Source organism: Vreelandella andesensis (assembly GCF_003989795.1).
Classification (GTDB): domain Bacteria; phylum Pseudomonadota; class Gammaproteobacteria; order Pseudomonadales; family Halomonadaceae; genus Vreelandella; species Vreelandella andesensis.
Window position 1 is genome coordinate 152,707 of sequence record NZ_RZHG01000010.1, and the last position, 18,953, is coordinate 171,659.

Below are 18,953 nucleotides of genomic sequence, written 5' to 3' on the forward strand. Positions count from 1 at the left end.
TTATCGCCAACCCCTGGTACAATACGCACTTCGTGATGCCTAACCATCCACAGCAATGGACAGATACACAGCCTATGAGCGAGTCGGAACAGACCACAGCATCGGCCCAGAACCGCAAGCCTAAACGCCGCCGTCGGAAACCGCGTCGTCGTCAATCGAACTGGGATCTTCGTCAGTTTCAGGTGCCCGCCGTTGCCGGCAAGTGGCGCTTTCATGACTTTGATTTGCCGCTGCCTTTAATGCGCGCCATTCATGCCCAAGGGTTTGAATACTGCACGCCTATTCAGTCAGAGGCGCTGCGTCACACCTTGCTGGGTGGCGATATTGTCGGCAAGGCGCAAACAGGCACCGGAAAAACCGCCGCCTTTTTGATTTCGGTTATGGCGTATTTTCTGGAAGAGCCAACCCCTGATGGCCAGAAATCCGGTGCGCCCCGCGCGTTGATTATTGCGCCTACCCGGGAGCTGGCACTACAAATCGAAAAAGATGCCAAAGCACTTGCTCGCTTTACGCAGCTCAATGTGGCCAGCGTTGTTGGCGGCATGGACTATCAAAAGCAGCGAGAGAGCTTAGGCAAGAAGATCGATATCTTAGTGGCGACACCCGGGCGCTTGCTTGATTTCCACCAGAAGCGTGATATCGACCTTTCTGAAGTGGAAGTGTTGGTGCTGGATGAAGCGGATCGCATGCTTTCCATGGGCTTTATTCCCGATGTGAAACGCATTATTCGCTATACGCCTAAAAAAGAAGAGCGCCAAACGTTCTTGTTCTCGGCAACCTTCACCGACGATATCCTGAGCCTGGCGAGTCAATGGACACTTGATCCTGCGCATGTCGAGATTGAAGTCACCGTTGAGAACCAAGCTGATATCGATCAGCGTGTATATCTGGTATCTGATGACGACAAGCAGCGCCTGTTAGTGAACCTGCTAACACAGGAAAGCTTTGAGCGGGTGATGGTGTTTGGTAACCGTCGCGATCTCGTGCGCAAGTTAGATGATCTACTGAAAAAGGCGGGCGTTAGTGTCGCCATGCTATCTGGCGATGTGCCGCAAAATCAGCGTATCAAAACCTTGGAATGCTTCCGTGAGGGGGAAATTCAAGTGCTGGTGGCAACCGATGTCGCTGGGCGTGGTATTCATATTGAAGATGTCAGCCACGTGATCAACTACACGTTGCCGGAAGATCCGGAAGATTACGTTCATCGCATTGGACGTACCGGGCGTGCGGGTGCCAAAGGCATCTCAATTAGTTTTGTTGGCGAGGAAGATGCATTCTCGCTACCAGAAATTGAGCGCTACATTAACGGTAAGCTGCCCTGCGAACATCCGCCGGAAGGCATGCTGTAACGCGCATGCTCGATAATGCGCTAAAAAGCGATATTCAAGACGCTTATCGTCGTGTGGTGGAAAAGCTTGAGCTAACACCACGCTACGGTCAGCGTCTGATGATCGCAGAAATTGCCCGCACCTTAGGTGGCATTGAGCAGGACGGCGAAGGCAAGCGTACAAACGACAATCACGTATGTGTATTGGAAGCGGGTACCGGAACCGGGAAAACGCTTGCCTACCTGATTGCTGCGTTGCCGATTGCCAAGGCGCAGGGAAAGCGGCTGATTGTATCTACCGCGACGGTGGCACTGCAGGAGCAGGTGCTTAACCAAGACCTGCCTTCGCTTGCCAGCCATAGCGGTATCGCCTTTCGTTACGCCTTGGCAAAAGGGCGTGGCAGGTATGTGTGCGTTGCGCGCCTTGATCAGGCGTTAGAAGGCTCTGAGCCAAACCCGACCCTGTCGCTGTTTGAGCAGTCACTTCAAGCCCATAGCAGTGACTTTTCCTTATTAGCCACGGATATGGCGGAAGCTTACGGAAAAGGCGAATGGGAGGGTGATCGCGATACGTGGTCGGCATCGATTGATGACGGTCATTGGCGGCAGCTAACAGTGGATCATCGCCAATGCACAGGCCGTCGCTGCGGTCATTTTGGTGCTTGCGCCTTTTTTCGTTCCCGCCGCGAGTTGGAAGATGCCGATGTAATAGTCGCCAATCATGACTTGGTGCTTGCCGACTTGGCGCTGGGTGGCGGGGCTATTCTGCCGGATCCCGCCGACTGCATTTTTATCTTTGATGAAGGCCACCATCTGCCTGATAAGGCGCTTTCTCACTTTGCCCACCGTTTTGCGGTGCATGGTTGTTTGCGCTGGCTTAAAACTCTGAAAAGCAGTTTGACTGATCTGCACCAGGGGTTGGCGGCTCAGCCGACCATCGCGCGTTTGCTTGCTGGATTACCTGAGCTGTTGCACAGTTTAGAGCCAGCGTTGGGCGATGTGTTTAGCATGGGGCACCAGTTGGCTGGGCGGGAAAATGGCCTATCGGATGAAGAGGCTAGCCATCAGCAGCGTTTTGAAAAAGGCCAAGTGCCAGAAGCGCTTCGCGAACATGCTCAGCAGTTGTTGGTTATGTTTGCCACGCTGTCTCGTAGCTTAGAAAGCATTAGCGATATCCTGCGCGAAAGTCTCGATCCCGACAAGCAAACAGGGTTGGATAGAGATCAAGCCGACACGTGGTTACCGCTGATTGCATTGCTGCATGGGCGCTCGCTGGATGCCCATGCGCTGTGGCAAGCCTTTAGTGAGCAAGATGCCGCCAATGCGCCGCCCAGTGCTCGCTGGATAACGCTAAGCCGTGTTGCGGGAGAGCCAGAAATTGAGTTTTCGGCAAGCCCGGTATCCGCGGCGCATACGTTGGCGAAACATTTGTGGGGGCGCTGTCATGGCGCGGTAGTGACGTCAGCAACGCTTACCGCGCTGGGGCGCTTTGAGCGAATCCAAGAGCGCGCGGGGTTGGCAAACCGCTATCGCTATCAGGCACTACCGAGCCCCTTTGATTACGCCAATGCCATTTTGCGTGTGCCCAAAGAGGCGACGGATCCCAGTGATCGCGATGCCCATGAAAGCGCCATCGTTAATTTCGTCACCCAATTGGGTGATGACGAAGCCGTTTTGGTGCTGTTTTCTTCTCGGGCGCAGCTACGGGCGGTGGAAAAAGCGTTGCCTGCGGCAACCAAGCATCGGGTGTTGGCGCAGGATACGCTGCCCAAGCGAGAATTACTTGAGCGCCATCGCGCTGCTGTTGACGACCGCAATGGGAGCATCATTTTTGGCTTGGCTAGTTTTGCTGAGGGTATCGACTTGCCCGGCGACTATTTAACCCATGTAGTGATTACACGGCTGCCATTTGCGGTGCCTGATGATCCGGTTGGGGCCACGCTTGCCGAGTGGATTGAAAGCCAGGGCGGTAACCCGTTTATGCGCATTAGCGTTCCAGATGCGTCAATTAAATTGGTACAAGCCTGTGGGAGGCTGATCCGCAAGGAGAGTGACCGTGGTGTCATCACGCTGTTGGACCGACGAGTGATTACTCGCCGGTATGGTCAGGCGTTGCTAGATGCATTACCGCCGTTCAAACGAGAAATCATGTAAGTATAAGCTGCAGCAATTAAAACGCCCCGTTAAGGTGAATATCCTTGCGGGGCGCTTATGGTTGCTATTGCTAGCCGTTTTTCTAGCTGTCTTTTAATTTACTTTTCGATGCGCTTGGCGAGCACAGAAGCAAGTTTTTCGTTCATGCGAGTAAAGGTGTCTACCGTCGTACCCCAATCAATGCAGGCGTCGGTGATAGAAACGCCGTATGTTAGCTGGCTAAGATCGGCAGGAACTTTTTGATTGCCCCAGCCAATGTTTGACTCAACCATCAGGCCGATAATGGACGTATTGCCTTCCAGAATTTGGTTGGTGACGTTTTCGAGCACCAGCGGCTGTAGGCCAGCATCTTTATTGGAGTTGGCGTGGGAGCAGTCAATCATGATGTTGGCTGAAAGGTCGGCCTTCTTAAGCTCTTTTTCAGCCATAGCAACGCTGACACTGTCGTAATTAGGCTTACCATTGCCGCCGCGTAATACCACGTGACCGTATGCGTTACCGCGTGTACGGATAATGGCAACCTGACCTGCGTTGTTGATACCCAAAAAGTTGTGCGGGCTGGCAACAGACTGCAAGGCGTTAATGGCGACGTCGAGGCTGCCGTCGGTACCGTTTTTGAAGCCGACTGGGCAAGAAAGCCCTGACGCCATTTCACGGTGGGTTTGCGATTCTGTGGTGCGAGCGCCAATCGCTGACCAGCTAATACAGTCTTGCATATACTGAGGAGAAATTGGGTCTAGCGCTTCGGTTGCGAGCGGTAGGCCAAGTTCAGCCAGATCGACGAGTAACTTACGTGCGATGTGGAGGCCTTCATCAATTTCGAAAGAGTCGTTAAGATGCGGGTCGTTAATCAGCCCTTTCCATCCCACTGTGGTACGGGGTTTTTCGAAATACACGCGCATGACAATGAACAGGCTATCGCTGACTTGATCTGCCAATTTGCGCAGACGGCGGGCATAGTCCAGTGCGGCATCTACATCATGAATAGAGCATGGACCGACAACCACGAGAAGCCGAGGGTCTTTGCCATCGAGGATGTTTTGAATGGTATGGCGGCCCTCGATGACACATCGTTCCGCAGCGTCTGTCAGCGGAATAGTCTGTTTAAGGGCTTCGGGGGTGGTGAGAACATCCTGTGCAAGGACGTTAAGGTTACTAACCTGCTGATCTGACATCGTGCTACCTGTGCGTGCGCTATGAACTAAAAAGTAGCCCTACTATGGCGCGTCAGGCAGGTAAAAATCAATTGTTGCGGAACTTGATCTAAACGAAAAGTGTCACGGTCAAGGTTCTTCAGGGGACTGAGGGGGCAAGTCGAGGCGAAATGAGAACTACAGAGTGTAAGCGCTTGATGCCCCGCTTAGAACGCGTAACACTAAGTACCATTGGAAGCCTTTTTACACTGTATAGGGTAGGCGGATCATCCACTATCATCTGTCATCATTAAGATTAACCAATGCCCAAGGGACACTATGCTGCTTGCTGTGAAGGCCCACATGAAAGGGCGAAGAGAGATAGCGCTCGGCGTGCGTCGCACGAGCGGGAGGGGAGTTTGAATGGGCACCCGTGAAACAGACCAGCAGTTGGTTGAACGTGCCCAAAAAGGCGATAATCGCGCTTTCGATCTACTGGTGAAAAAATATCAGCACAAAATTATTGGGTTGATTGGACGTTATGTCCACGATCATTCCGAAGTACAAGATGTGGCGCAAGAGGCCTTCATCAAAGCGTATCGTGCACTTGGTAAGTTTCGGTCGGAAAGTGCGTTTTACACATGGATGTATCGGATCGCGATTAATACTGCCAAAAATCATTTGGTGTCTCGAGGCCGAAGACCGCCCGGCAGTGACCTGGATATTGTCGATGCTGAAATGGTTGATCAGAGTGGGCGGTTGGCTGACTCCGAGTCGCCAGAGGCATCGATTGCCCGGGACCAGTTAGAAGCCGCCGTTTATGAAGCCATCGAAAACCTGCCCGATGATTTACGTACTGCTATTACGTTACGTGAACTGGATGGTCTTGCTTACGAGGATATTGCGCAAGTCATGCAATGCCCCGTAGGAACCGTGCGTTCGCGTATTTTTCGTGCTCGCGAAGCGGTTGATGAGCATATACGCCCACTCGTCACAACGTCACGGAACAGCCGCGATGAGTAAGCGTCATTGTGCTTAGATTTAGTGCTTAGGCTTAGTGTTTAGACTTAGTGCTTAGATTTAGTGCCCAGACTAAAGGCTTAGGCTAAGGGCTTAAACGTAGGGTTTTGAATTCACATTTGATTACGTTTTTACATTTTTTGTGAACTGACTGGAAAGTAAAGCGTCATAGAACCTGACGATCTTAGTTAGGTCGAGTAGGCGCCAAGTGAACGTTTAGTGTTCAATAGCCGAGTGGTTAACCTGTTGAGCATCAAACGTTTACACATTGGCTATTTGAAGTTAGGACTTGGCCTGTGGAGTTGCTGCGGTGTTAAACACTCGTTAGCAGTGTTATCGCAGCGCTTCTTTTAACACAGTGTGAGGGTGTGAAGTATGAGTCATAACACACGGGAATCGCTTTCAGCTTTAATGGATAGCGAAAGTGATGAGCTAGAACTGCGCCGAGTGTTGAAGTCATTGCCCGACGATTCTGATGCGGCAGAGACATGGCGGCGCTACCATTTGGCGCGCAGCATGATGCAGGGTGAAAGAAATGTAGATGTAAGTGTCGATCTTTCTGCTGGCATCATGGACCGTTTGCGTGATGAGCCTGCTCCTGCCTTTGAGGATGATGTCGTGATTTCTTCCGCCCGACCCGGCGGACTTTCTTTTGCCCGCGGTGCCGGGGTGGCGGCAGCTGTCTCACTCATGGTTATTACGGGTGTTCAGTTCTTCAATGGCGGCAAGACTGTCCAGAGCACAGCCAGTTCTCCGGGGGAAAGTATCGCTGCCCAATCTAGCGGTGGTGCGCAAGTTCAGTCTGTTAACCTAGCTGCTTCTCAACCCGCTTCGATGACGTCACCAGAAATGCCGATGTTTGAACAGACGCCGTTTCGTGTTAATGGCCAATCAGGCCAAGGCGGTTTTATGAATGTTAGCGACGCTGGTTTCTCAACACCCTATGTGTCCCAGGGAAACATGGCCCAGCAAACTCTGGCGATTGACCCAGAGCAGATCCGTCTGCTTAAAACGTACCTTGAGCAGCATGCACAAGGTGCTGCCGGTGGAAGTGGTGATAGCTGGATGCCATTAATGCGCTCTTCCTCGGTAACAGAGCCTCTAGGGCAACGTTAATAAAGTCGTTAGCTGACGTATGACCAAGTGAGGGCCCGCGTGGCTGTAAATGTGACTGGTAAATATTTCTACTGGAGAGGTAGATTGGCAATTGGTCTGTGCGTACTGAGCACCAGTTTGCTGCCTCTCCAACTCAACGCTGATAGTTATCCGTCGCTCTCCTGCACAGAAGCATTTGACCAGTCTGCATCTACTACTGCTCATGAATGGCTTGTGTCTAGTGTATATGCTGGTCATTGTTTCGAGTTCCAGGCGCGCGCTGTTTCTATTGACACAGTGGGAGTAAGAACGCTCGCGCTTTCCCATCGCGTCCGAGATGGCATTCGACAACAAGTTGTTCAGCAACTAGATGGCCCGTCCGTAAGTGTTGAGCGCCGTTCCATCGCTGGGCATTTGGCGTGGTTCCCGCCTAGTGAGTCCGGCTCAGCGTCTCCGGCAGAGGCATGGGCTGATCATGTTGCTGGTTACTATGAAATATCACTTGAAGACAAAACACGTGTGGCTGAACGCGATGCGGTAGAACTTCGTTTCTCGCCTATTGATAATCAGCGATACCATCATGCTTGGTGGATCGATCAAGCGACAGGGATACTGCTCAAGCACGTGCTTAGCGATACTCAGGGACGTGTCCTTGAAACCTTCCAGATTACTCAACTGCAATCTCCCACCGCCTATAGCGGTGATGTCCCTATCCCTTCAGATGAAAAAATGCTCGACCAGTCGTGGCAAGTCGCTTGGCTGCCAGATGGATTTGTTGAGCAACCTCTAGAGCCGGGTCAGCAAAGCGGCCAGCGAGTGTATAGCGACGGGTTAGCTGCCGTGAGTGTATTTGTATCGCCCGCCAGCCAACCGGCATTGCAGGAAGGCCTACACCAAATAGGCGTTTCCACAGCGGCGGTGTCGTTGGTCGATGTTGGCGATCAGAGCTGGCAATTAGTGGGTGTCGGCGAGTTACCGGCTGATTTGTTGCAGCGCATCGTGCAATCGGTGCAGTTTGAATAACGAGGTACGCTATTGTGAGCACTACCTGTTGCAATGCTATTGTACGTTCCGGCACTGTCATTGCTCACTCTAAGGCAGGATTGGTCGTTGATGTGTCAAACAATGTCGCTTGTCAGCAATGTGCTGAAGGCCGTGGTTGTGGCGTAGGGTTGCTGGCCCGTCGTCGACCACACACCGTTATTGATCCGGGTGGTTTGCCCTCGCAATTTCCAGACCATTATCCCATCGGTAGCCTTATCTCGTTCACTGTCGCTGAAAGCGATGTGAACAGGCTTGCGCTGCTTGTCTATGCGCTCCCCCTTCTGTTAGCCATTATCATTTCCGGTGTTGCGTCAGGGATGGGGGGGGGCGATTGGTTTTGTGCAATGCTATTTTTTAGTACGTTAATTGGCTCTGTTGTGATTCTAAAATATCTTCTGCGTGGACGAGTGGAACGCTTCCGTCCTCGTCTGGTCAGTTAATACTCCTGTAACTCGCCGAGAGTTGCACTTCCTTTTGTTTAGTACGTGGTTAGTACTTGCTTGATTAGGAGCTGTTGCATGAAGCGCTTGGTTCTTCCTTACGCACTTTGGCTGTGCTTTGTCGCATTATTCGCCGTGGGGCAAAACGCCCACGCGCAGAATCTGCCAGACTTTACCAAGTTGGTAGAGGATGCGGCCCCCGGTGTTGTTAATATCTCTACTAGCAGGACGATTCAGCGTGGCTCGGGACCTTCTATTCAAGGGTTTGGTAGCCAAGATATCCCCGAAATATTCCGACACTTTTTTGGCGACAGCTTTCCTGCGCCCCCCAGCAGTGGGCCAGGCCGAAGTGAAGAGCGCCAGTCACTTGGCTCCGGCTTCGTCATTAGTGCAGATGGCTACGTGTTAACGAATGCTCATGTGGTTCAAGATGCGGATGAAATTCTTGTGCGGTTAAGTGATCGTCGAGAATTAACCGCAGAGCTGGTGGGTAGCGACACGCAAACAGATGTTGCGCTACTTAAGGTTGATGCCAATAATTTGCCAGTGCTAAACCTAGGCGATTCAGATGAGTTAAAAGTTGGTGAGTGGGTGGCTGCAATCGGTTCACCCTTTGGTTTTGACCATTCTGTATCTGCTGGGATCGTGAGCGCTATTAACCGCACGCTGCCTCGTGATGTCTACGTGCCCTTTATTCAAACCGACGTTGCCATTAATCCAGGTAATTCCGGCGGGCCACTGTTTAACCTTGAGGGGGAGGTGGTAGGTATTAATTCACAAATACTTACGCGTAGTGGCGGCTTTATGGGGCTCTCTTTTGCTATTCCTATTAATGTAGCAATGGATGTGGCTGATCAGCTACGCGAGGACGGCTATGTGGATCGTGGTTGGTTAGGCGTAATGATTCAGCCTGTGTCTCGTGATCTGGCCGAGTCGTTTGGTATGGAAGAAGCAATTGGCGCGCTGATTGCTGACCTAGATCCGGATGGGCCCGCAGCCCAAGGTGGCCTTCAGGCAGGTGACGTCATTATTGAAGTGAACGGTGAAGAGGTTGATCGCTCCAGTACGTTGCCTCGTTTAATTGGTCGCGTCGCTCCAGGGAGTGATGTGGATTTAACACTGATGCGCGATGGTAAAGAGGTAACAGAAACGGTTGAGCTGGGCAGTTGGCCTGACTCAGCAACTAACCCAAGAGATAGCTCGAGCAGCAATAATCAGGTTCGCCTGGGTTTGGCAGTGGTAGAAGTTGATGAAGCAACACGCGAGCGCCTGAATATTAGTGGTGGTGTTGAAGTGCGCGAAGTTGACCCCGAGAGTGTTGCCTCTCAAGCGGGGCTGCGCGTGGGCGATATTTTAGTCAGCATTGATCATCGTGGTGTTTCTTCGGCAGATGAATTGTTGAAAATTGTTGAAGAACTGCCAGATGATCGCGCCATTCCAGTGCGTTTGTACCGAGATGGACGCTCGCTATTTGTTGCATTACGTCTAGAGTAATCCACTGATTGTCTCTCCAGTCCGGCGGTTCTCGCCGGACTGCTGTTCCTATCCCCCGCATATCGCTACAATAGCGCTTATCTTTTTGACGAACATTGGCAACGTAGTGGTGCGGCAATGTTTATTGCTTGCACATGTCGGCTCAATAAAGCCAGCTACACCTTGCACACCCATAAGGCAGAACACTCTCGATGTCTCAAGACGTTTCCAGCGGAAAGCTCAAGCACATACGTAACTTCTCTATTATCGCGCATATCGATCATGGTAAATCGACGCTATCAGATCGTTTGATTCAGACCTGCGGCGGTCTGACCGAGCGAGAGCTTAAAGAGCAAGTGCTCGACTCCATGGATATTGAGCGCGAGCGTGGTATTACCATCAAGGCGCAGTCCGTAACGCTTGATTACACGGCGGCAGATGGTCAAGTTTATCAACTCAACTTCATCGACACGCCAGGGCATGTGGATTTCTCTTACGAGGTATCGCGTTCTCTGTACGCTTGTGAAGGGGCGCTATTGGTTGTTGATGCGGCTCAAGGGGTTGAAGCACAGTCGGTTGCCAATTGTTACACCGCGATTGAGCAGGGGCTAGAAGTGCTGCCGGTACTCAATAAGATTGATTTGCCCCAGGCCGACCCTGATCGCGTCGCGCAAGAAGTGGAAGAAATTATTGGGCTTGACGCAACGGATGCCTGCCAGGTGTCGGCGAAAAGTGGTATTGGAATCGACGCTTTATTAGAGCGGCTAGTGCGGGATATTCCGCCTCCCAAGGGAGATCCAGAGGCACCGCTTCAAGCACTGATCATTGACTCCTGGTTTGATAATTACCTGGGTGTTGTTTCATTGGTACGCCTATTCGACGGTACATTGCGTAAAGGCGAAAAGATCCGCATCAAGTCGACAGGGCGTGATTGGAGCACCACCGAAGTGGGTATCTTTACGCCAACGCGCAAAGAAACAAATATCCTGCGTGCTGGCGAAGTAGGCTTTATTGTTGCCGGTATTAAAGAGATTCATGGCGCACCAGTGGGCGATACTATCACCCACACAAAAACGCCGGATGTACCGCGTTTGCCTGGTTTCCAGAAGGTGAAACCCCAGGTATACGCAGGTATGTTCCCAGTAAGTGCCGATGATTACGAAGATTTCCGCGATGCGCTTGAGAAGCTTGCACTCAACGATGCCTCTCTTGAATATGTGCCAGAAAACTCAGATGCGCTGGGGTTTGGTTTCCGTGTCGGTTTCCTGGGCACGCTGCACATGGAGATTATTCAAGAACGCTTAGAGCGTGAATATGACCTTGATCTACTCACTACTGCGCCGACGGTGGTTTACGAACTCGCCATGAAAAATGGCGATATTCAATACGTATCAAACCCTTCTAAACTGCCGGATATGGCAGACGTTGAAGAGATGCGTGAACCTATCGTGCGCGCCAGTATTCTGGTGCCGCAGGAGTATGTGGGGAATGTGATCGCTGAGTGTGAGCAGCGTCGTGGCACACAGTTAGATATGCAGTTCCTGGGTAATCAGATCCAGCTAACCTACGAATTGCCCATGTCGGAAGTGGTCATGGATTTCTTTGATCGCTTGAAGTCCATTTCTCGTGGCTATGCATCACTTGACTATAATTTTGAGCGTTTTGAAGCAGCTAAGTTAGTTCGCCTGGACGTTCTGATTAACGGCGATAAAGTAGATGCGCTCGCTGTTATTATCCATCGTGATCATGCGCACAACCGTGGTCGCCTGTTAGTGGAAAAAATGAAAGAACTAATACCGCGGCAAATGTTTGATGTGGCTATTCAGGCGGCTATTGGTGGCCAAGTTGTCGCACGCTCAACAGTCAAAGCCCTGCGTAAAAACGTAACGGCTAAATGTTACGGCGGTGATGTTAGCCGTAAGAAGAAACTATTGGAAAAACAGAAGGCCGGTAAGAAACGGATGAAACAGGTGGGGCGTGTTGAAATTCCCCAGGATGCCTTCCTTGCTGTGCTCAAGGTAAACGACTAGGGATACGAACCCCACATGGATTTTTCATTATTACTGGTAATCGCCGTAGCACTTTCCGGGGCAATATATTTTCTGGATGTGCTTTGGCTCAGACCTAAGCGCCGTGAGCGATTAGCCACTGCAGAAGCAGCCACTACGGAAGGCCTGGACGCGCCTACGCGAGAGAAGTTGCTAAAAGAGCCGTGGCCGATCGATTACTCACGCTCGTTCTTTCCAGTGCTGCTGATAGTGCTGGTAGTACGCAGCTTTATTGTTGAACCGTTTCAAATTCCATCCGGATCGATGAAGCCGACGCTTGAAGTGGGTGACTTTATCCTGGTGAATAAATTTGCCTACGGTTTGCGATTGCCTGTGGTTCATAACCGCTTTTTAGAGGTTGATGACCCAGAACGGGGGGACGTAATGGTCTTCCGCTTCCCTGAAGAGCCTGCGGTCAACTTTATTAAACGGGTGGTTGGTTTGCCAGGGGATAGTATTCGCTATGAAGGTAAGCAGCTGTATGTTAACGGCGATCCAGTCAGTAAGGCATTGATTGAAGAAGGTCCTGAACTTTCGCCGCAACAGCTATTATTTGAAGAGCAATTAGGTAGCGTTAGCCACCATATATATAATAACCCCCGAGATCCAGGCCCCCAGATGCGCGAAGTCGTCGTGCCGGATGGACATTATTTCACGATGGGTGACAACCGTGACCACTCCAACGATAGCCGTTATTGGGGATTTGTTCCTGAAGATAATATCGTTGGTAGGGCATTTGCCGTTTGGATGCATTGGGACGGTGGCTTGCCTAGCTTTACCAGCGTACGGCGTATTGAATGAAACATAGTTTTGAAATTGTTAATGCTGTCATATTAGTTAACGTCAACGACGTAGGAGCACTGTGAGTAATTCCTTAACCGTTTTTTGCCGACGAATCGGCCATGCCTTCGGTGATCCTACGCTGATGGAATTGGCCATGACTCACCGTAGCTACGGTGGTCGTAACAATGAGCGCCTGGAATTTTTGGGTGATTCCATCGTCAATTTTGTAATCGCTGAAGCACTTTTCCAACGGTTCCCTCAGGCTAGAGAAGGTCAATTATCGCGTCTCAGGGCGCGTTTAGTGAAAGGACAAACACTAGCCGAGCTGGCTCGGGAGATGGAGTTCGGCGAATGTTTACGGCTTGGCTCAGGAGAAATGAAGAGCGGTGGCCATCGCCGTGAATCCATTTTGGCTGATGCAGTAGAAGCTGTAATAGGTGCTATTTATTTAGATGCAGGCATGGACGTCGTGCGCCAACGAGTGCTGGCATGGTACGCCGAGCGGCTTGAAAATATTTCGTTACAAGATACTCAAAAAGATCCAAAAACACGCTTACAAGAGTTTTTGCAATCGCGCCAGGCAGCGTTGCCGCGCTATGAAGTAGTCTCTGTTAAGGGGGAAGCGCATGCCCAGACGTTTACCGTGGAGTGCTACATTGATTTGCTGACCGAGCATACCACTGGTAAAGGCCCCAGCCGCCGCCATGCTGAGCAGCAGGCAGCTGAAGAAGCGCTGTTCTATCTTGAAAAAACACCTGGAGACAAATCATGAGTCAAACCTGCGGCTTCGTGGCCATCGTTGGCCGGCCCAACGTAGGCAAATCAACCCTCATGAATCGGATTCTAGGGCAAAAAATTTCGATTACCTCGCGTCGCCCTCAAACCACGCGGCACCAGGTGATGGGTATTAAAACGGTCGAAGAAACGCAATTCATTTATGTGGATACGCCTGGCATGCACATCATGTCAAAAGACCGCAATAAAGCGATCAATCGTTTTATGAACCAAGCGGCAACACAGGCGTTGCGTGATGTTGACTGCGTGGTGTTTATCATTGACCGGACCCGTTGGACAGATGAAGACCAAGCCGTTTTAAAGCGGCTTGAGCACGTTAAGGCACCCGTGATTTTAGCCGTCAACAAAGTGGATCGGTTAAATGATAAAGGAGACTTGTTACCATGGTTAGCAGAAGTCGGCGCACGTCGTGAGTTTGCGGCGGTCGTGCCTATTTCTGCCAAGCATGGTACCCAAGTGGATACGCTCGAGCAGGAAGTTGCCAAATATTTGCCAGAGAGCGTTCACTTTTTCCCTGAAGATCAAGTCACTGATAAGAGTTTGCGCTTTATGGCGGCCGAGCTGGTGCGTGAAAAAGTCATGCGTCAATTGGGTGATGAACTCCCATATCAAATGACCGTGGAAATCGAAGAGTTCCGTGAAACCGAGCGCGTGACCCATATCAGTGCCTTAATTCTGGTCGAGCGCCAGGGCCAAAAAGTTATTTTGATCGGCGAGAACGGTGACCGTCTTAAAAGCATTGGTCGCGAAGCACGCTTAGATATGGAGCGTGCCTTGGGCACCAAGGTAATGTTAAATCTATGGGTCAAAGTGAAGCGTGGCTGGTCAGATGACGAGCGGGCATTGAAAAGCTTGGGTTACGATCTCGATTGAGTGCTTCAATGACGGCAGAGCCAGCGTTTTTACTGCATCGCAAGGCTTACCGTGAAACCAGCGCGCTGGTGGATTTATTAACCCTTAATTATGGCCGTATCCGTGCCGTTGCCCATGGTGGGCAACGGCCAGGTTCTAAATCGCGTCAGCGGCTGCAGCCCTTCACCCCTTTGTTTGTGTCGTGGCGAGGTGAGCGCGACCTAAAGCGATTAACGCTGATGGAGTCGCGAGGCCAAACGGCACTGCTTGCCGGAGAAGGGTTGCTTTGCGGTTTATACGCTAATGAAATCGCCACACGTCTACTTCCTTTGGAGCTTTCAGCACCCGAGGTCTTCGCATTTTATAGTGCGCTGTTAGAAAAGTTGCCGATACCGGCAGATCGCGCCTTGGCGTTGCGACGTTTTGAGTGGGCGTTGTTGGAAACACTGGAAGCCACACCGCGTTTTTGCACCTACGATGGCGATGCGCTTGATCCTCAAACGCGCTATCGGTTTGATGCAGAAAGCCGCGCTTTTGTCCCTGCAGAGCAGGGCATAGAAGGCCGGACGCTGCGCTATATAGATCAAGGCGATTGGCAGCCCGTTGGCTTAGCAAGCGCACTGAAAGCGGTGATGAGGGCAGCACTTGCGCCTCATCTAGGTGCTACCGCTTTACGCTCCCGAGAACTTATGCTCGATTTGGCTCGCCGCCGACAGCGCTAATGGGTACCTTGATATCACTTATTGGAGACACGCGATGCATCCTCCGCGGATTTTATTAGGCGTTAACATCGATCACATTGCGACGCTGCGCCAAGCGCGTGGTACTCGTTACCCCGATCCCGTTCAAGCAGCGTTGTTAGCGGAAGAAGCAGGCGCTGATGGTATTACGGTGCACCTGCGTGAAGACCGTCGCCATATCCAGCCTAGAGACGTTCGCCTATTGGCAGAAGTGCTCAATACACGCATGAATTTAGAGATGGCTGTTACTGAAGAAATGTTGGCGTTGGCTGAGGAAATACGCCCGACGCACGTGTGTTTGGTGCCAGAAAAGCGTGAAGAGTTAACGACAGAAGGTGGCTTGGACGTTGTTGGTGGATTTGATCTTATTGCCAATGCCTGTCAACGCTTACGTGCAGCTGGTTGCGATGTGTCTTTGTTTATAGATCCAGATAGCGCGCAAATTGATGCTGCTATACGTGCGGGTGCACCAACGATTGAGCTTCATACCGGAGCCTATGCAGAAGCAAAGCCTGGCAGTGAAGCTGCTATTGCCGAATATGACCGCCTGAGTGCAGCGGCCATTCATGCTGTTTCTGCTGGCCTAGTGGTTAACGCTGGCCATGGGTTGCACTACCACAACGTGGAAGCGATTGCTGCGCTGCCGGGAGTCAATGAGCTCAATATTGGTCACGCCATTATCGCACGTGCGCTTTTTGTCGGGTTGAAAGACGCTATTCAAGAAATGAAGCGCTTGATTATTGCGGGTCAAGAAGCGGGTTTAATGGCAGCATTAGATGCGCATGACCACGATCACAACGACGACCACAACCACGACCACCGTGGTTGCTGTAGCCACTAAGATGATCATCGGAATTGGATCAGATATCGCCCAAGTCGAGCGTTTTACTAAAGCAGTAAAACGTCATGGGCCACGCTTTGCCCATCGAATTTTAGGCCCTGACGAGCAAGCGGTCTGGCAGGAAAAAGGTCAGCCCGCCAGCTATCTAGCAAAGCGTTTTGCGGCAAAAGAAGCCTATGTTAAAGCGCTAGGGCTTGGTCTGAGAAGCGGCATGCAATGGGGCGATATTCAGATCCTCAATGATTCGCTGGGCAAGCCAAGCCTGCAGCTAAGCGGTGAAGCACTTCGTCTGTTTCAAACCAGTGGCGCTTCTGCAGCCCATATAACGCTTAGCGATGAAGCAGATTACGCAGTGGCATTCGTAGTGCTTGAGCGATAGTTCTTAAGGGTTAGCTTTTTCTAGGATCAGTTCTTTAATAATTAACGCTCATCTAACGTGCTTCGCTGCTCTCTGAGGCGTTTAATGGTGGTATACAGCTCATCAATTAAGCTCTCGGCTTGCTCTAATCCTCCTGTGCGCAAACGTGTTTCCAGTGTTTCTACCGTCAGTGCTAGCTCGGGTGCACCACAGTACCGGCTGGCACCATTGAGCGCATGAATATGATCGATCAACACCATCAGATTGTTGTCTTCGAAAGCGCTGCGGATTCGCTGTTCACATTCATTCAGGCTATCGATCAGTCGTTTCAACTGCATTTTAGCGAACTTGGGATTGCCACCTGCTAAGCGCGTGCCTAGCTCAAGGTCAATGACAGGTAATGAATCTGGTGCAGAACCAATTGCAGACGCCTTCTGCGACTTATCTAAAAGCGGGCTTGTCGGCAACGCAATGCCTAAGAAGCGTTGAAATTGCTGTTGCAGTTGAGCTTCACTGATAGGTTTTACTAGTATTTCGTCTAACCCTTCTGCAAGCCACTGTTGGCGCTCAGCGCTAAGTACATGAGCGGTTACTGCAATAATAGGGCAGCGTGCCCAGCTATTATTAATCCGCCGCAATGCCTGGGTGGTTTGAACGCCGTCCATATCAGGCATGCGAATATCCATTAGCACCATGTCGGCTTCGTGCTGGCGCGCATAATTCAGCGCTTCCTGTCCGCTGGCAGCTAACACAATGTTGAGATGATCGCTTTCCAGTATGGCTTTTAATAGTTCGCGATTGGGTGCGTTATCGTCAACGATCAGAACTGTCAATGTTGGTAAGGGTAATGACTTAATCGTTGGTGTGTTTGCTAGAGTAGGAGCTTTGACAGGCTCTAATAGCAGTTTAAACGTGGCAACCAATTTAGCTCTGGTAAATGGTTTACACAGCATATCGCCCCCATTGGGAAGCTCCCAGAGAGGCAACTCAAAGCTGGTAGCGTTAGCAAGTATCAGTGTGGGGCAGGGTGCTTGAGCAATAATCGATAGCCAATACGTCTTTCGCTCACCGATAAAATCATCACGTTCCAGGCTCAGTATGAGCAACTGTTCATTGCCGGACTCAATGAAAGAGACGGCCGATGCGCCCCAGCGTTCCACCAAGTGCTCTAATACGTTACGAGTGGGTAGATGGGGTTCATGAATACGAATGATTGAGCCGTCCAGTGAGAGTTCTTGCGTCCGTTCATTTGTCATGTCTGCAAGTAATGGCAACGTGAATGAGAACGTTGCCCCTTCTCTTGGCTCGCTATCAACCGAAATCTCTCCGCCCATTCGTTGAACCAGCTGCCTGCAAATAGTCAGTCCTAAACCACTACCGCCAAATTGTCTGGAGTGGCTGGGGTCTGCTTGGGAAAACGCACTAAACAGTTGCGGTTGTTGTTCATTGCTCAAGCCAATGCCTGTGTCGCTAACGCTAACGCGCAGTACAACATGCTGGCCCTCTTGGCTATCCAGCATCACACGGATAATGACTTCTCCCTTATGGGTAAACTTCAGGGCGTTACTGGTTAAATTATTAAGGACTTGATGAATTCGTAGCGGGTCGCCATAAAGCGTTGGCGGTACATCGTCGTACACCATCGCCACTAAATGGAGTTGTTTACGTTGCGCTTCGGGCGCGTGAAGGCCAACGACTTCATCTACTAGTGTCACAAAATCAATATCAACCTTCTCTAGCGTCAGCTGGTCAGCTTCTAGTTTCGAGAAGTCCAACACATCATTGACTAGCATCAACAGGTTGTCGCAAGCTCGATGCACATGTTCTAGCCACTCTTTCTGTCGAGCATCGAGCGATGAGCGGCCTAGTAAACGGCAAAACCCAATAATGCCGTTTAAAGGGGTGCGAATCTCATGGCTCATATTAGCTAGGAATTCCGACTTCACGGCATTCGCTCGAAGGGCGCTTCGGTGAGCAAGATCGAGTTTGATATTTTGTTCTTCAATCGTCTCCATGGACTCTTGCAGTTCACTGGTCGCTTGCTCGATCTGGCTTTGCATATCATGCTGAGCCTGCTGAAAATGTTCCGCTAGACTATTAATATGCTCTGCCAATTGTCGAAACTCGGTAGGGCGGGCAGCCGCAACAAAAAGTCGATAGTCCCCCCGGGATAGACGGTAAAGTGCTTGATTGGCTTCTTCAATTGGGCGGGTAGCGTAACGACTGATTGCAAACGCGACTAAAAAAAGCAGCAGGCCAAGCAGCATGCCGCCTAAGCTAAGACTAGCAATAAGTTTGTAGCGCTCCAGCTTAAGCGTGCGTATGTCCATCTCGGCTTCCAGCCAGCCAGTATTGGTAAAATTAGATTGCTGGCCGTGAAACGTGCTTAACAGCACCTGTATACGCCAAATAGTTTCATCCATGGTGAGCGCCGTGGAGCTGGGGGCATTTAGGCGAGGCGGTGGAGGTATCGAATGCCCCAGCACCAATAAACGGCTCCCTTGCTCGTCGAAAAGTGTCACCGCGCGTAACCCGTTGTGTTCCAAAAGCTGTCTGGCAATGGCTTCTAAGCGAGGTAAATCGCCATCTACCATGGCGTTGCCTAGGCTTGGTGCCAGCAACTCACCTGCGCTAACTAACCGTTCCTTTAGTCTGTCACTGTTAGTGGCCTCGCTTTGAACCACCAGCAGTATTGCCATGACGGCATAGACAAGAAGCGGAAATCCGAGTAACGCAAACAATAAGCGCGTGTTTAAAGACATGAGAGAAGCTCGTTGATTCAATGAGGGTGCCTGTCAAGCTAACGGCAGCACCGATATAATGCAGCATAATGGTGACGATAAGGAATGT

General features: G+C 51.0%; 16 protein-coding genes. 14 read left to right on the forward strand and 2 right to left on the reverse strand.

What is annotated here, in order from left to right:
• Nucleotides 1-74 precede the first annotated feature (74 nt).
• Together rhlB and dinG are read left to right on the forward strand one after the other, a co-directional pair.
• Nucleotides 75-1,349: an ATP-dependent RNA helicase RhlB gene (rhlB, locus tag ELY33_RS05860; RefSeq protein ID WP_126945334.1), complete on the forward strand. Its 1,275-nt coding sequence runs from the start codon at nucleotides 75-77 to the stop codon at nucleotides 1,347-1,349.
• Between the two features lie 5 nt (nucleotides 1,350-1,354).
• Complete coding sequence (dinG, locus tag ELY33_RS05865) at nucleotides 1,355-3,481, forward strand: ATP-dependent DNA helicase DinG (RefSeq protein WP_126945337.1); 2,127 nt, start codon at nucleotides 1,355-1,357, stop codon at nucleotides 3,479-3,481.
• A 98-nt stretch (nucleotides 3,482-3,579) separates the two neighbouring features.
• On the opposite strand, the gene ELY33_RS05870 is transcribed toward dinG, so the two are convergent.
• The gene (locus tag ELY33_RS05870; protein ID WP_126945340.1) at nucleotides 3,580-4,656 is read right to left on the reverse strand and encodes a 3-deoxy-7-phosphoheptulonate synthase; all 1,077 of its coding nucleotides are present in this window, start codon (nucleotides 4,654-4,656) and stop codon (nucleotides 3,580-3,582) included.
• Nucleotides 4,657-5,037: 381 nt separating this feature from the next.
• Here ELY33_RS05870 and rpoE point away from each other — a divergent pair, with 381 nt between their 5' ends.
• The 12 genes from rpoE to acpS all read left to right on the forward strand — a co-directional run bounded on the left by rpoE (nucleotide 5,038) and on the right by acpS (nucleotide 16,124).
• A complete protein-coding gene (gene rpoE, locus ELY33_RS05875) occupies nucleotides 5,038-5,637 on the forward strand; it encodes an RNA polymerase sigma factor RpoE (RefSeq protein ID WP_126945343.1) in 600 nt (199 codons plus the stop codon).
• A 372-nt stretch (nucleotides 5,638-6,009) separates the two neighbouring features.
• Nucleotides 6,010-6,750: a sigma-E factor negative regulatory protein gene (locus ELY33_RS05880; protein WP_126945346.1), complete on the forward strand. Its 741-nt coding sequence runs from the start codon at nucleotides 6,010-6,012 to the stop codon at nucleotides 6,748-6,750.
• Nucleotides 6,751-6,834: 84 nt separating this feature from the next.
• Nucleotides 6,835-7,752, forward strand: a complete 918-nt coding sequence (locus ELY33_RS05885) for a MucB/RseB C-terminal domain-containing protein (RefSeq protein ID WP_244208565.1) — start codon at nucleotides 6,835-6,837, stop codon at nucleotides 7,750-7,752.
• Nucleotides 7,753-7,766: 14 nt separating this feature from the next.
• On the forward strand, nucleotides 7,767-8,213 hold the full coding sequence (locus ELY33_RS05890; protein WP_244208566.1) for a SoxR reducing system RseC family protein: 447 nt from the start codon (nucleotides 7,767-7,769) through the stop codon (nucleotides 8,211-8,213).
• A gap of 78 nt (nucleotides 8,214-8,291) precedes the next feature.
• Nucleotides 8,292-9,707, forward strand: coding sequence for a DegQ family serine endoprotease (locus tag ELY33_RS05895; RefSeq protein ID WP_126945352.1), 1,416 nt, complete (start codon nucleotides 8,292-8,294; stop codon nucleotides 9,705-9,707).
• Nucleotides 9,708-9,898: 191 nt separating this feature from the next.
• On the forward strand, nucleotides 9,899-11,716 hold the full coding sequence (gene lepA, locus ELY33_RS05900; protein ID WP_126945355.1) for a translation elongation factor 4: 1,818 nt from the start codon (nucleotides 9,899-9,901) through the stop codon (nucleotides 11,714-11,716).
• 15 nt (nucleotides 11,717-11,731) lie between these two features.
• Nucleotides 11,732-12,535, forward strand: a complete 804-nt coding sequence (gene lepB / locus ELY33_RS05905; protein WP_126945358.1) for a signal peptidase I — start codon at nucleotides 11,732-11,734, stop codon at nucleotides 12,533-12,535.
• 61 nt (nucleotides 12,536-12,596) lie between these two features.
• Entirely contained in the window at nucleotides 12,597-13,289 is a 693-nt protein-coding gene (rnc, locus tag ELY33_RS05910) for a ribonuclease III (protein ID WP_126945362.1), read from the forward strand.
• Complete coding sequence (gene era, locus ELY33_RS05915; RefSeq protein WP_126945365.1) at nucleotides 13,286-14,185, forward strand: GTPase Era; 900 nt, start codon at nucleotides 13,286-13,288, stop codon at nucleotides 14,183-14,185. The genes rnc and era overlap by 4 nt, the downstream gene beginning before the upstream one ends.
• 8 nt (nucleotides 14,186-14,193) lie before the next feature.
• A complete protein-coding gene (recO, locus tag ELY33_RS05920) occupies nucleotides 14,194-14,886 on the forward strand; it encodes a DNA repair protein RecO (protein ID WP_126945368.1) in 693 nt (230 codons plus the stop codon).
• A 34-nt stretch (nucleotides 14,887-14,920) separates the two neighbouring features.
• The gene (gene pdxJ, locus ELY33_RS05925) at nucleotides 14,921-15,745 is read left to right on the forward strand and encodes a pyridoxine 5'-phosphate synthase (RefSeq protein WP_126945371.1); all 825 of its coding nucleotides are present in this window, start codon (nucleotides 14,921-14,923) and stop codon (nucleotides 15,743-15,745) included.
• A 1-nt stretch (nucleotide 15,746) separates the two neighbouring features.
• Nucleotides 15,747-16,124 (forward strand): holo-ACP synthase, encoded by a 378-nt coding sequence (gene acpS / locus ELY33_RS05930; protein WP_126945490.1) that lies wholly within the window; start codon nucleotides 15,747-15,749, stop codon nucleotides 16,122-16,124.
• Between the two features lie 41 nt (nucleotides 16,125-16,165).
• On the opposite strand, the gene ELY33_RS05935 is transcribed toward acpS, so the two are convergent.
• Nucleotides 16,166-18,865 (reverse strand): ATP-binding protein, encoded by a 2,700-nt coding sequence (locus ELY33_RS05935; RefSeq protein WP_126945374.1) that lies wholly within the window; start codon nucleotides 18,863-18,865, stop codon nucleotides 16,166-16,168.
• Nucleotides 18,866-18,953 lie beyond the last annotated feature (88 nt).